Origin of the sequence: Micromonospora sp. NPDC048871 (assembly GCF_043198155.1) — a bacterium.
Classification (GTDB): domain Bacteria; phylum Actinomycetota; class Actinomycetes; order Mycobacteriales; family Micromonosporaceae; genus Micromonospora.
The window spans coordinates 444,565-458,441 of record NZ_JBICUM010000001.1; the positions used below are offsets into that span (position 1 = coordinate 444,565).

The window sequence follows — 13,877 nt, forward strand, 5'->3', positions numbered from 1 at the left end:
CGCCGCCCGAGACCCGGTGCCGGGCGGCGGGGTGGCCGGTCGATCAGGCCGGTGACGGGGTGGACAGGTCGTTGACGCAGCGCAGCACGGGTCGGGTGATGAGGGCGGTCGGGTCGATCGGCTGCGCCGTGCGCACCGTGAAGGTCGTCGACTCCCCGGGCAGCAGGGTCACCACGGCCTCGTCGACCTCGGCGTCGGGATCTAGCCGGTCCGGGTAGAGCACCAGGTCCCGCAGGAGGGTGTGGGCGTGCACCCGGACCCGCAGGCCGCCGTCGACCGGCTGCACGGTGGCCGCGAAGTCCGCCGCCGGCAACGGCAGGTCACGGTCCTCCGCGAAGAACCACCAGGCCCGTCCGGCCGCCTCGCCCGCCTCGGCCACCAGCAGTTCGGTGTACGGGTCCTCCGGGCGGGCCAGGTCCGCCGGCAGGGCCAGGGTGACCGTGGCGTACCCGGGCACCGCCACCTCCAGGGTGGTCTTGGCGCGGGGCTCCCCGGCCAGGGTGAACCGGGTGACCGTGACCGGGGCCCGCCAGGGCCTGCCGGTGTCGTTGACCGCTACCAGGGCCAGTCCGCCGTCGCGGGGTTGCAGGGTGAGCAGCCGGTCGGCGTACGCCCGGCGCAGGGCGTACCACAGGGGTTTGCGGCGACCGTCCCCGTCGATGGCGGCCCAGGAGGTGACCGGCCAGCAGTCGTTGAGCTGCCAGACGATGGTGCCCATGCACCGCCCCCGGTGGGAGCGGAAGTGCTCCACCCCCAGTTGGATGGCCCGGGCCTGGTTGAGCTGGGTCAGGTAGTGCCAGTCGTCGAAGTCGCGCGGCTCGGGCAGGTGGGCGTCCAACCCCCGGCGCAGTTTGGCGTCGCCGTCGATGGCCTTCTGGTGGTGCGCCATGCCGGGCGAGTCGTACGCAAGGGGTTCGTCGGAGATCGCCCGGCGCAGGGTCGCGTACGCCGGTGGCCCCTGGTATCCGAACTCCGCGACGAACCGGGGCAGGTAGTCGCGGTACCTGAGGTAGTCCTCGGTGTTCCAGACGTCCCAGATGTGGGTGGTGCCGTACGCCGGGTCGTTGGGGTGGATCTGTTCGCTGCCCGACCAGGGACTGCCCGGCCAGTAGGGGCGGGTGGGGTCCAGGTCGGCGAGGATGCCGGGCAGCAGGTCCAGGTAGTAGCCGCGACCCCAGCTGCGCCCGGCCAACTGCTCCTGCCAACCCCAGTCGTGCCAGCCCCAGATGTTCTCGTTGTTCCCGGTCCACAGCACCAAACAGGGATGCGACGCCAGCCGGGTCACCTGCTCGGCGGCCTCGGCGGCGATCTCCCCGGCGTACGGCTCCTCCTCCGGGTAGGCCGCGCAGGCGAAGAGGAAGTCCTGCTGCACCAGCAGGCCCCGCTCGTCGGCCAGGTCGTAGAAGTCCGCCGACTCGTACCGGCCGCCGCCCCAGACCCGCAGCAGGTTGACGTTGGCCGCCAGGGCCTGGTCGAAGCGGTGGGCCAGGCGTTCCCGGGTGACCCGGGTGGGGAAGACGTCGTCCGGGATCCAGTTGACTCCCCGGACGAAGATCGGCACCTCGTTGACGTGCAGGGTGAACGGGGCACCGTGCGGGTCCGGGGTGGTGTCCAGGCGTACCGAGCGGAACCCGATCCGCCGGTGCCAGGTGTCGAGAATGTCCCCCTCCGGCCCGTGCAGGGTCAGGTCCAGGTCGTAGCGGGGCTGGTCGCCGTGGCCCCGTGGCCACCACCGGGCGGGTCGGGGCACCTCGACGACCAGGGTGGTGTTGCGCTGCCCCGCCGGGAGGGTCGCCTCGACGAGCACCCCGGCCACCTGGGCCCGTACGGTAAGCGGCACCTCGGCCAGCCGGTCCACCTCGACATGCAGGTCCACCCGCCCGTCGCCACCGGTGACGGTGACCAGTGGGCGTACGGTGGCCAGCCGGGCTACCGACCACCCGTGCAGGCCGATCTCCTGCCAGATTCCGGCGGTCACCAGGGTGGGCCCCCAGTCCCAGCCGAAGTTGCAGGCCATCTTGCGGATGAACTGGAACGGCTCCGGGTAGGCGTTGGGCCGGTCGCCGAGGCGGTCCCGGTGGGCATGGGCGTACCGGTAGGCGGAGTCGAAGCGTACGGCCAGGGTGTTGTTCCTGGGTTGTAGCAGCGAGGTCAGGTCGAAGCGGTGGCCGCGGTGCATGTTCTCCGTCCGGCCCACCTCGACCCCGTTGAGGGCCACCGTGGCCACCGTGTCCAGCCCGGCACAGACCAGGTCGAGCCGCCGGTGGGCGCCGGGGGGCCGGTCGAAGGTGGTCTCGTAGACCCAGTCGGTGTGCCCGATCCAGGCCAGCCGGGTCTCGTTGTCGTCCAGGTAGGGGTCGGGGATCAGCCCGGCGGCCAGCAGGTCGGTGTGCACACAGCCGGGCACGGTGGCCGGTACGATCCGACCCTCTGTCTCCGGTGGGACCTGCGGGCCGGTGACCGCCCGCAGGGTCCAACCCTCGTGCAGTGCCTGCCGGAGCGGACCGGTCCCGCGCGTGTCGCTCACGATTTCACCGCGCCTTCCATGATTCCTCGGACGATCTGTCGACCACCGATGACGAGCATGATCAGCAGTGGCACCGTTGCCACGAACGCGCCGGCCAGCACCCGCCGGTAGATGACGTAGTTGCCGCTGGCCAGGTCGGAGATGGCCACCATCGAGGTGGGGTAGTCGGTGCCGTTGAGGGTGATCAGGGGCCATTGGAAGTCGTTCCAGGTGGCGACGAAGGTGAGCAGGCCGAGCACCACCAGGGCCGGACGCACCGCGGGCAGGGCGACCGTCCACCAGATCCGCATGGTGCTGGCCCCGTCCACCCGAGCGGCCTCGACCAACTCGTCCGGCACCGTGTTGACGATGAACTGTCGCATGTAGAACACCCCGAACGCGGTGACCATGCCGGGCACGATCACCGCCAGCAGGGTGCCGTTCCAACCTAGCCTGCCCATCACGATGTAGAGCGCGACGATGCCGAGCTGGTTGGGCACGGTCAGGGTCAGGATCACGAAGAGCATCAGGGCCCGGCTGCCCCGGAACCGCAGCTTGGCGAAGGCGAAGCCGGCCAGCGAGCAGAAGAACAGCACCGAGGCGGTCACCGCCGTGGCGACGATGACGCTGTTGACCAGGGATGCGGCGAAGTAGACGTCCTGGAGGGAGAAGACCTCCTCCAGGTTCGCCAGGAACCGGTCCCCGGGGATCACCACCGGCGGCAGTTGCGAGGTGGCCTCGTCGGTGCTGGTGGCGATGACAAACATCCAGTACAGCGGGAAGGCCGCGAACAGTGCGGTGACCGACAGGAAGAGATAGGTGCCGATGCCGGCCGGGGTGTCCTGCGGTGCCCGACCCAGCATCGCGGACCGCCGACGCGCGGCGGAGGGTACGGCCGGGGCGGTACGCCGCCGCTGAAGAAGACTCACCTGCGTCCCCCCGACATGCGATTGGTCAGTGCGGTGTTCAGCGCGGCGACCACCAGGATGATGAGGAACAGCGCCCAGGACATCGCGGCGGCGTACCCGAGGTTGAGGTCCTTCCAGCCCACCCGGTAGATCAGCTGGGCCACGGTCTGCCACTCCCCGCCGGAACCCCCGGTGGCGGCCTGTGCGTTGAGGTCGAACAGCATCGGCTCGGTGAACAACTGGAGCCCGCCGATGGTGGAGAGCACCACGCTGAAGATGAGCACCGGACGGATCATCGGCACGGTGATCCGCCAGAGCTGACGCCAGGGGCCGGCCCCGTCCAGGGCCGAGGCCTCGTACACGTCCCGGGGAATGGACTGCATAGCGGCCAGGAAGAGCAGGGCGTGGTAGCCGACCCACTTCCAGTTGACCATCGTGGCGATGGCGATCCAGGAGTGCAGCTTGTCGGCCCGCCAGTCGATCGGATTCTCGGTGCCGATCCCGACCAGCCCGAGCGCCCAGTTCGCCATGCCCAGGTCACGGGCGAAGAAGACGTTGAACACCAGGGTGGAGGCGGTGATCGGGGTGATGTACGGCAGCAACGCGCTGACCCGCCACCAGGTCTGGCCCCGCAGCCGACGGTTCAGCATCGAGGCGACGACCAGCGCCAGCAGCAGTTGCGGGATGGTGGAGAGCAGGAAGATGCCGAAGGTGTTGTAGAGGGCGTTGCCGAAGTCGCCGTCGGTGAACAGCCGGCGGAAGTTCTCCGTCCCGGCCCAGCCGGTCAGGTCCGGCTGGTCCAGGCGCCAGTGCCGCAGTGCCACCACCGCGTTGAAGACCATCGGGAACAGCCCGAAGACGAGGAAGAGCAGGAAGAACGGCGCGATCAACAGGTACGGCACGTAACGCACGTCGAAGCGGTGGAGCCGATCCCGCCAGGTCATCGACCGGTCGGGGGCCGCCCCTCGGCGGCGGAGGGCCGGTTCGCCGGCCGCGCGCGTGGTGGGCATGAGGACACACTCCAGGTACGACGGGACGACGGACCGGTGCCGGGGCGCGCGGACCCGCCCGCGCGCCCCGGTCACCTCACCTGCTGGCCTTCTCGGCTTCCTTGATCGCCTCGGCCCAGGCCGCGTCCGACTTCAGGGTGCCGTTCTGCACCCGGTTGATCACGTTCTCCACCGCCACCCGGGTCGGTCCGTTCTTCCGTCCCAGGTACTGCGGCGTCAGGCCCTCGGCCATCTTCGGGAAGATCTGCCCGACCGGCGCCGAGTTGAAGAACTCGTTCTTGAAGTCGGCGATCGCCGGATCGGTGTAGAGCCCGGGCTGTGAGGGCAGGTTGCCTACCGTCTTGAAGACCTCGATCTGCTGTTCGGGTTGGATCAGCCACTCCAGGAACTTGTACGCCTCATCGATGTTCTTTCCCTGCTTGGGGACGGTCAGGAAGGACCCGCCCCAGTTGCCACCACCGCCGGGCACCGCAGCGATGTCCCACTTGCCCTCGGTCCCGGGCGCGGTGTTCTGGATGTGACCGAGCATCCATGCCGGGCAGGTGAGCACCGCGAAGGAGCCGTTGGTGAAACCCTTGTCCCAGTCGGCCTGGAAGCTGGTCAGGTTGGCCGACAGGCCCAGGTCGGCGGCCTTGACCGCGTAGTCGAAGGCGACCTTCGGGCCGCCCGCCATCAGCAGCCGCTCCTCGGAGTCGTAGAAGCCGACCGGCTGCTGGCCGAGGATCGGGTTGAACAGGTTCGTCGCGTTGTCGAGGAACTTCCTGTTCGTCTGGGCTACATAGCGCTGGCCCACCGTCAGGAAGTCGTCCCAGGTGGGCCAGAGGGCGGAGACCTGGTCCCGGTCGGTGGGCAGGCCGGCGGCGGCGAACAGGTCCGTGCGGTAGCACATGGCCAGGCCGCCCACGTCGGTGCCGAGAGCGATCTGGGTCCTGCCGTCGGCCGACAGCGACTGCTTCCACTTCCACGGCAGATAGTTGCTCTCGTACTTGCCCGCACCACGGTCGAGCAGGTTGACGAACTGGTCCGCCTGGCTGCGGAACTGCACCATGAAGCCCTCGTCGATGGCCGCGATGTCGGGCGCACCGGAACCGGCGATCAGCTTCTTCTGCAGGTCCTCGTGCTGGGCGTTGTACTCGCCCGAGTTGAGGGCGATCCTGACGTTCGAGTGCTCGGCCTCGTACCTGGTCTTGAGCTCCTGGAGGCCGAAGTCGCCCCAGAAGTTGATCGTCAGGGTGACCTGACCGTCACCGCCGGTGCCACCGGTGGTGCTGCGTCCGCTGCAGGCTACGACGAGGGAGCCGACCGCCAGTGCCACGGCTGCTACCCGCAGCCATCGAGGCGTAGACCGCTTCATGACCCATCCTCCAAGACGAGTGGGATCGATACAAAGATCGAGATACATCGACTGAACCGGATAAGTGACGCCACCGTACGGGGACGCATCAGGCGTGTCAACGGCGGGTCACCAAACCGGCCCGCCCGTAACCTCAGGACGACAAAACCCTGATCCACCCGGCGATACAGGGGGCCTGGCCGGCTCAGCTCGACAGAACCCGAGCCCTCAGGTGCTGGGCTGAACCGAACAAGTTGCCACCTTCAGGCCCACACCTGGTCGGTGGCCATCGGCGGGTAGCCTGTCCAGCGGACAACGGACTGGCTCAGGAGGGCGTACGCCGGTGAAGCGGCCCACGATCGCGGATGTCGCCCGGCGGGCGGGGGTTTCCAAGGGCGCGGTGTCGTACGCCCTCAACGGCCAGCCCGGGGTCTCCGAGGCGACCCGGCAACGCATCCTCGCCATCGCCGCCGAGATCGGCTTCAGCCCCAGCAGTGCGGCCCGGGCCCTGTCCGGGGCCACCGCCCGGGCCATCGGCCTGATCCTCGCCCGCCCCGCCCAGACCCTCGGCATAGAACCCTTCTTCATGGAGCTGATCAGTGGCGTCGAGGCGGAGTTGTCCGCCCGGTCGTACGCCCTGACCCTCCAGGTGGTCGCCGACCCGCAGGCCGAGATCGCGGTCTACCGCCGGTGGTGGGGTGAGCGGCGGGTCGACGGGGTGCTGGTCTGCGACCTGCGCACCGACGACCAGCGGGTGCCGGTGCTGGAGGAGTTGGGGCTGCCCGCCGTGGTGATCGGGGGGCCGTCCGGCACCGGGCGGCTGGCCAGCGTCTGGGCCGACGACGCCGCGGCCCTCGTGGAGACCGTGGAGTACCTGTACGCCCTGGGGCATCGCCGGGTGGCCCGGGTGGCCGGCCTGCCCGACCTGCTGCACACCGACATCCGCACCCGGGCCTTCACCGAGGTGTGTCAGCGTCTGGGGCTGGCCGAGTCGGTCGTCGTCTCGACGGACTACACCGGGGAGGAAGGGGCCCGGGTGACCCGGCGGTTGCTCAGCTCCCGGGTCCGCCCCACCGCGGTGATCTACGACAACGACGTGATGGCCATCGCCGGGTTGTCCGTGGCCCAGGAGATGGGGTTGACCGTTCCCGCCGATCTGTCCATCGTGGCCTGGGACGACTCTCCACTGTGTCGGCTGGTGCATCCGCCGCTGACCGCGGTGGGCCGGGACATCCCGGCCTACGGGGCACATGCCGCCCGGCAACTCCTTCGGCTCATCGAGGGTGCTCCCGCGACCGACCTGCAGGACGAACAGGCACACCTGAGCCCCCGTGGCAGCACCGGTCCGGCGGCATGAACCGGTTAAGCGATCACCGGAAGGTGTACGGGAAGTCCTCGAAGTACGCCTCCACCCGCTCGGCCGTGGCGGGCCGGGCCAGCTCGTACCCCTGGCCGTAGCGGAACCCGGCCCGGCGGGCCGCCTCGACCTGGTGGGCGGATTCCAGCTTGTCGGCGACCACCTCCACCCCCAACCGGTCGGCGACCGTGACCACCACGTCCAGCAGAGGGCGCTCCCCGTCGGCCCCGGCCACCTCCGGTCCCACTTTCAGCAGGTCGATCGGCAGTCGCCGGAGCTGGGCCAGGGAGGCCTGCTCGACCCGGAAGTCGTCCAGAGCGGTCCGGATGCCCATCGACCGCAGCCCGGCCAACCGGGCCACCACGGTCGACAACTCCGCACCCACCCGTGGCTCGGCCACCTCGACCACCAGCTGATCCGGCGCCACCCCGTACGCCGCCAGGACCGCCGCCGTCCGGGGCACGAAATCCGGCGAGGTCAGCTCCCGGACGGTGACATTGACCCCCATCCGCAGCCGTCGTCCCCCGAGGGACCACTCCGCCACCTGCCGGCAGGCCCGGTCCAACACCCAGGCGTCCAACTCGCCGGTGATGTCGAGATCCTCGGCCACCGGCAGCAACTCGGCGGGGAAGACCGTGCCGAGCACCGGACTGCGCCAACGAAGCAGGGCCTCCGTACCGACCGGCAGCCGGTCGCCGAGCCCGACCACCGGCTGGTAGACCAGGTCCAACTCGCCTCGGGCGACCGCGCCGGGCAGTTCCCGTTCCAGGTCCAGTCGGCGGACCAGTTGCTCTTCCAGGTACGCGTCGTACCACTCGATCCGGTCCCGACCCAGCTGGGTGGCGCGTCGGCGGGCCAGTTCCGCCTGGCGCAACACGTCCTCCGGGCGACCGTGGGCCAGTTCGGCCAGCCCGATACTGGCCCGTGAGCGCAGCACCGCCCCGGACACCTCGTACGGCCGGTTCAACGTGGCCAGCAGCCGGGCGCCCAGGGCGTAGGCCAGCAACGAGGCGGCGCCGGTGACCACCGCGAAACCGCTGCCGGTCAGGTCTACCACCTCGTCCTCGGGGGTGGTCACGGCCCGGGCCCGGCGGAGGGCCTCGGCGACCATGTCGTCCCGCACGGTCATCCCGGGCAACTCCGCGAGGTGCAGGTCGACCACCAGCAGGGTGCCGCCCGCCGACTCCGACCGGGCCACCAGGGCCCGCAGCAGGGCGGCACGGCCACGGAGTACGGACTCCTCGACGGCCAGGGTCGCCGGGGTGCTCTCCGGGCCGGCGGGGGTCGGCGTCACCGAGGCCGGGGTGGTCTGCGGGTCGCCGGGGGTCGGGGCTCCCGGGCTCGTAGTGGTCTGCGCTGCCGGGGTCGGGGTGGTCTCCGGGACGGGGTCGAGCAGTTCGCGGGCCACCAGGGCGGGCACCACGGCGAGGGCCAGCAGCACGGTGGTGCGGTCCGGCAGCCGCCCGGACTGGAGGTGGTGGACGGTGGCCAGCACCACCCCGGCCGCCGGCACCACCACCCGTGGCCAGAGCGCCGTGGCCGCCGGTGTCGGCTCCGAGTCCGTCTCCACCACCCGCCGCACCCCGGCGGCGGTCAGCAGCACCCCGATCACCAGGGGGGCCACCGCCACCAGGGCCGCCCGCCCCACCTCGGTCGGCAGCGCCACCAGCAGGGTCAGGGCCAGCAGGGTCAGTCCTGCCCCGGCCCGACACCGGGTTATCCCGGAGTGCCGGTGCGGCCCGGTCAGCGCGGCGAGCACGGCTACCGCCAGCACCCCGACGGCCACTGCGGCGACCAGCCGCACCTGGGCGGACACCCCGGCGTACGGCAGCAGCAACCAGGCGGTGAGCACCAGGGCGGCTCCGGCCGCCACCCCGTCGAGCAGCCGACGACGGGGCATCCGGGCGGAGGGTTCCGCCCGGCGGGGCAGGCTGAACAGGCCACCGGCCAGCAGTCCGGCGGTACCGGCCAGTCCGGCGAGGGCGGCCGCCGGGCGGCCACCGACGGAGACCAGCGGCAGCACCGCCACGGACAGCCCGGCGATCACCACGGCCGCGTGCAGCAGGGCGGCGGCCCGACGGGGGCGGGCCGCACGGCGACGGGCCAGCCGCCCGCCACCCGGACCGGCGGTCGGCACCTCGGGGCCGGCGGCCAGGCGGGACAGCCGCACCCCGGCCAGGGTCGAACCGGCCGCGCCGGCCAGCGCCACCACCGCCAGCCCCGGCATCGCTCCGGCGGCGCTGACCAGGACGAGAACGGCCGCCACCGCGACAACGCAGAGCTCCGGCAGGGGGGTACGTCGGAGGGTGGCGCGGAACACGGACGCGACGGGCACGACATTCGCCTTCGTGAGGGGGCACGGGGGCGGTGCGGCGGTGCGAGGGGCGAACAGCTAGTCGGCCACTCGTCCCCGTAAACGAGCCAGCGCGCAAGCAGTGACGCCCGGTGAGCCAGATCACTGTACGCGCTCGGTTGAGCACACGCAGCAGGGCCCTCGTCCGCCACCCGGTGCCGTCCGCCGCCCTGCGGGTGGAATCATCGAGGGGTGAGCCGCACCGAGAGCACCCGATTCCGACACCATCAGGCCCTCCTGGTGGGGGCGATCATCGGCACCATCGGTGCCCTGCCCCTGGCCAGCGCCAGCGCGTACCTGCTGCCGGTGTTGCTGGTGCCCCTGGCCGTGGGGGTCTGGGCCTGGCGGGCCGGTACGGACGCGGACCGCGACGGGCTGCGGCTACGGGCCCTGGTCGGCGACCGCCGGATCCGCTGGGACCAGATCGTCGAGCTGGGCGGCGACGCCCGCGGCCGGGCGGTGGCCCAACTCGACGACGGCTCTCGACTCGTCCTGCCCGCGGTACGCCAGCGGGACCTGCCGCTGCTGGTCGCCGCGGCCGGACAGGGCGAGGTCCAGGCGGCTCAGTAGCCGTCCACCACCACGTTGTCGGGCTGCTCCCCGGCGACGAAGCGCCGGATCTGTCGCCCCACCAGGTCGTACGCCCGAGGCAGCAGCCCGCGTACCGACCCGGCCACATGCGGGGTGATCAGCACGTTCGGCAGCTCCCAGAGCGGATGGTCGGCGGGCAGGGGTTCCGGGTCGGTGACGTCCAGGGCCGCGCTGATCCGGCCGGTCGTCACCTCGGCCACCAGCGCCTTCGTGTCCACGACCGGTCCCCGGGCGGCGTTCACCAGCAGGGCGCCGTCCGGCATCGCGGCCAGGAAGGCTTCGTCGACCAGGCCCCGGGTCTGCTCGGTCAGCGGCACCAGCAGCACCACGATGTCGGCCTGCGGCAGCAGGGTGGGCAGGGCCTCCACCTCGTGCACCCCCGGTCGCGCCGTCCGGGCCACCAGGTCGAACTGCACCTCGAAGGGGGCCAGCCGGTTCCGCACGGCGGTACCGATCGAACCGGCACCGACGATCAGCACACGTTTGCCGGTCAGCTCGTCGGTCGGGGCCACCTCGTCGTACGCCCACCGACGCTGGGGCTGGGCGCGGGCCAGGGCCGGGAAGCCACGCAGCTGGGACAGGATGGCGGTGACCACCCACTCGGCGGTCGAGGGATCGTGCACCCCCCGGGCATCGCAGAGCAGGACCCCCGGCGGGATCCGCCCGATCCACGGATCCGCCCCGGCCGAGAGCAGCTGGACCACCGCCAGGTCGGGCAGTTCCCGCAGCAGGGTGGTGGCCGCCGCCGGGGCCAGGAAGGGCGGCACCCAGAACCGGACACCGGCGGTCGAGGAGGGCAGCCGGTCCGGATCGCTCATCGTCTCGACGATGACCTCCGGCGGCAGCTCACCCAGCAGGTCGTGACCGGTCTCGTGCGGAATCCATACCTTCACGCTGGCTGACGATAGCCCCGGCGACGGCCAGCGCCACGGCGGGTCGGCGGATGCGGGCACCGGCGCGGGCGTCCACGGCGGGCTACCCTGGGCCGCGTGAGCGCCCGTCTGCCACTCCCCCGTGCCCGTAAGCTCCGTACCCTCCTGGGGGTGTCCTGCGCGACACTCCTGCTGGTCGCCACCGGTTGCAGCCTCGGCGAACCGGAGCCGGATCCCGCCGGTGAACCGCCGAACCTGCCCACCCCCTCCGCCGGGGCGGGCGAGGGCGACCGGGAGGTCGTCGCCACCGTGCTCGCCCAGGGGCTGCGGGTGCCGTGGGGCATCGCCTTCCTGCCCGACGGCGGGGCCCTGGTCACCGAACGGGACAGCGGCCGGATAGTCCAGGTCGGCCCGGAGTCGACCACGGACGGTCTGCGGGTCACCGAGGTGCAGACCATCGACGAGGTGGTCGCCTCGGGCGAGGGTGGCCTGCTGGGCATCGCGGTGTCACCGCAGTACGCGCAGGACAGGACGGTCTTCGTCTACTACACCGCCGAACAGGACAACCGGATCGCCCGGTTGCGGATCGGCGAGAAACCCACCCCGATCCTGACCGGCATCCCCAAGGCCGGCATCCACAACGGCGGCGGCCTGGCCTTCGGCCCCGACGGGCACCTCTACGCCAGCACCGGCGACGCCGGGGACACCGACCAGTCCCAGGACGCCGAGCAGCTCGGCGGCAAGATCCTGCGGATCACCCCGGAGGGCAAGCCCGCGCCCGGCAACCCCTTCCCGGACTCCCCGGTCTGGTCCCTGGGCCACCGCAACGTGCAGGGCATCGCCTGGGACGGCGACCGGATGTACGCCGTCGAGTTCGGTCAGAACACCTGGGACGAGATCAACCAGATCACCAAGGGCAAGAACTACGGCTGGCCCGAGGTGGAGGGCCGAGGGGACGACGACAAGTACGTCGACCCGATCGTGCAGTGGTCTACCGACGAGGCCTCCTGCTCCGGGCTGGCGGCCACCGAACGCACCCTGGCCACCGCCTGCCTGCGCGGCCAGCGTCTCTGGCTGGTCGAGCTGACCGACGCCGGGACGGTGCTCGGGCAGCCCCAGGCCCTGCTGACCGAGCGGTACGGGCGGCTGCGCGCGGTGGCCACCGCCCCGGACGGCTCGATCTGGGTGGGCACCTCCAACCATGACGGGCGGGGCCGTCCCGCCGCCGAGGACGACCGACTGTTGCGACTTGTTTTCGCAGGTGGCGGAGCTGGGCGAAGCTGAGGCAGGCTCTAGTACAGCACCCTCAGGTTTGTCAAGATCCTTCGGCGGGCAGGTCAGAGTCTCGATATGGGCGATCAGGAACACGGGCAGCCGCCCCACGGCGCGGAGCCGACCCGTCGCACCCGCCGCTTCCCCGCGCTGCGGCGGGGCAATGCGGCGTCCCCCCGCCGTGGGCGGTCCACCGGCCTACGCCGAATAGGGACGGCTCTGGCCGTGCTGGTCGTCACCCTGGCCGGGGTGCTGCTCGGCACCCTGGCCGGCGGGCAGGTCGAGACGGACATCGGTCCCTTCCGCGCCAAGCTGTCCATCTCACCGACCACGGTCGGCGGCACCACCATCAAGATCCCGCCGCTGGGCGCTCTCCTGCTCAACAGCCATGACGGGCCCACCCAGTTGACCGTGGAGCTGGGTGCGCTGGACCAGAGCCGGGTCGAGGCCTTGCTGGACGACCCGGCGAGTCTCAACCGGGCCACCCAGTCGGCGGTCGACGAGGTCCACGACGGGGTACTGCGGCTAGGGCTGCGTACCCTCGGGGCCACCGTGCTGGCCACCGTGCTGCTGGCCCTGCTGGTGTTCCGGGACACCCGCCGGGCCGCCTGGGCGGGCGGGCTGGCCCTGCTGATCGCCGCGGGCAGCCTGGGCACCGCCGCGAGCACCCTGCGACCCCAGGCCATCGAGGAGCCGACCTACGAGGGGCTGCTGGTCAACGCCCCCGCGATCGTCGGCGACGTACGCAAGATCGCCAACGACTACACCCGGTACGCCGAGCAGCTCCAACGCCTCATCGGCAACGTCACCCAGCTCTACACCACCGTGTCGGCGCTGCCGGTGTACGAGCAGGATCCCGGCACCACCCGGGTCCTGCACATCTCCGACATGCACCTCAACCCGGCCGCCTGGCAGCTCATCCGCACCGTGGTGGAGCAGTTCGGCATCGACGTGGTCATCGACACCGGGGACATCACCGACTGGGGCAGCGAGCCGGAGGCCTCCTACGTCGGCTCGATCAGCCTGCTGCGCAAGCCGTACGTCTACATCCGGGGCAACCACGACTCCGGTCGTACGGCGGCGGCGGTGGCCCGCCAACCGAACGCGATCGTGCTGGACAACGCGACCACCACGGTCGCCGGACTGACCATCGCCGGCATCGGCGACCCCCGCTTCACCCCGGACAAGAGCACCTCCCCGGCCGCCGGCAGCCCGGTCCCGCCCACCGCGGACGAACTGGTCACCACCGGTCAGACCCTGGCCGCCACCATCCGCAGCTCCCCCAAGCCGGTGAACCTCGCCCTGGTGCACGACCCCGTCATCGCCGGCCCCCTGTCCGGCACCACCCCGCTGGTGCTCGCCGGTCACACTCACCGGCGGCAGATCGAACAGCTGCCGGAGGTACCGGGCCAGCAGCCCACCACCCTGATGGTGCAGGGTTCCACCGGCGGCGCCGGACTACGCGGCCTGGAGGGCGAGGAGCCGACCCCGCTGACCATGACGGTGCTCTACTTCGACCAGGACAAGCAGCTCCAGGCCTACGACACCATCACCGTCGGAGGCACCGGCCAAGCCCAGGTCAACCTGGAACGCACCGTCATAACTCCCCCCGTCACCCCCACTCCCCCCACCACCCCAACCCCCACCCCCACCCGCTAACCCCGCCCCCCTCTCA

At 71.4% G+C, this 13,877-nt stretch carries 10 protein-coding genes; 4 read left to right on the plus strand and 6 right to left on the minus strand.

The genetic code is table 11. From position 1 onward, the window contains the following. Positions 1-43: 43 nt before the first annotated feature. The 4 genes from ACGFIK_RS02130 to ACGFIK_RS02145 form a co-directional block, all read right to left on the minus strand. Positions 44-2,527, minus strand: coding sequence for a glycoside hydrolase family 2 protein (locus ACGFIK_RS02130; protein WP_327022336.1), 2,484 nt, complete (start codon positions 2,525-2,527; stop codon positions 44-46). Beyond that, entirely contained in the window at positions 2,524-3,369 is an 846-nt protein-coding gene (locus ACGFIK_RS02135; RefSeq protein WP_327027239.1) for a carbohydrate ABC transporter permease, read from the minus strand. Before ACGFIK_RS02135 ends, ACGFIK_RS02130 begins: the two co-directional genes overlap by 4 nt. Positions 3,370-3,431: 62 nt before the next feature. Continuing rightward, positions 3,432-4,424, minus strand: coding sequence for a sugar ABC transporter permease (locus ACGFIK_RS02140; RefSeq protein WP_327022337.1), 993 nt, complete (start codon positions 4,422-4,424; stop codon positions 3,432-3,434). Positions 4,425-4,500: 76 nt separating this feature from the next. Continuing rightward, entirely contained in the window at positions 4,501-5,778 is a 1,278-nt protein-coding gene (locus ACGFIK_RS02145) for an extracellular solute-binding protein (RefSeq protein ID WP_327022338.1), read from the minus strand. Between the two features lie 322 nt (positions 5,779-6,100). On the opposite strand from ACGFIK_RS02145, the gene ACGFIK_RS02150 reads away from it, so the two are divergent. Then, positions 6,101-7,114 (plus strand): LacI family DNA-binding transcriptional regulator, encoded by a 1,014-nt coding sequence (locus ACGFIK_RS02150; protein WP_327022339.1) that lies wholly within the window; start codon positions 6,101-6,103, stop codon positions 7,112-7,114. A 13-nt stretch (positions 7,115-7,127) separates the two neighbouring features. On the opposite strand, the gene ACGFIK_RS02155 is transcribed toward ACGFIK_RS02150, so the two are convergent. Then, entirely contained in the window at positions 7,128-9,449 is a 2,322-nt protein-coding gene (locus ACGFIK_RS02155; RefSeq protein WP_327022340.1) for an EAL domain-containing protein, read from the minus strand. A gap of 210 nt (positions 9,450-9,659) precedes the next feature. Between ACGFIK_RS02155 and ACGFIK_RS02160 the strand changes: the two genes are divergently transcribed. Beyond that, positions 9,660-10,037 carry a PH domain-containing protein gene (locus ACGFIK_RS02160; RefSeq protein ID WP_327022341.1) on the plus strand — a complete coding sequence of 126 codons (378 nt, stop codon included), beginning with the start codon at positions 9,660-9,662 and terminating at the stop codon, positions 10,035-10,037. Here the strand turns inward: ACGFIK_RS02160 and ACGFIK_RS02165 are convergent. After that, positions 10,031-10,951: a 2-hydroxyacid dehydrogenase gene (locus tag ACGFIK_RS02165; protein WP_327022342.1), complete on the minus strand. Its 921-nt coding sequence runs from the start codon at positions 10,949-10,951 to the stop codon at positions 10,031-10,033. The two genes, ACGFIK_RS02160 and ACGFIK_RS02165, sit on opposite strands and share 7 nt — an antisense overlap. Positions 10,952-11,047: 96 nt before the next feature. Here ACGFIK_RS02165 and ACGFIK_RS02170 point away from each other — a divergent pair, with 96 nt between their 5' ends. Beyond that, positions 11,048-12,214, plus strand: coding sequence for a PQQ-dependent sugar dehydrogenase (locus ACGFIK_RS02170; protein WP_327022343.1), 1,167 nt, complete (start codon positions 11,048-11,050; stop codon positions 12,212-12,214). Positions 12,215-12,280: 66 nt separating this feature from the next. Continuing rightward, positions 12,281-13,861, plus strand: a complete 1,581-nt coding sequence (locus ACGFIK_RS02175; RefSeq protein ID WP_327022344.1) for a metallophosphoesterase — start codon at positions 12,281-12,283, stop codon at positions 13,859-13,861. Positions 13,862-13,877 lie beyond the last annotated feature (16 nt).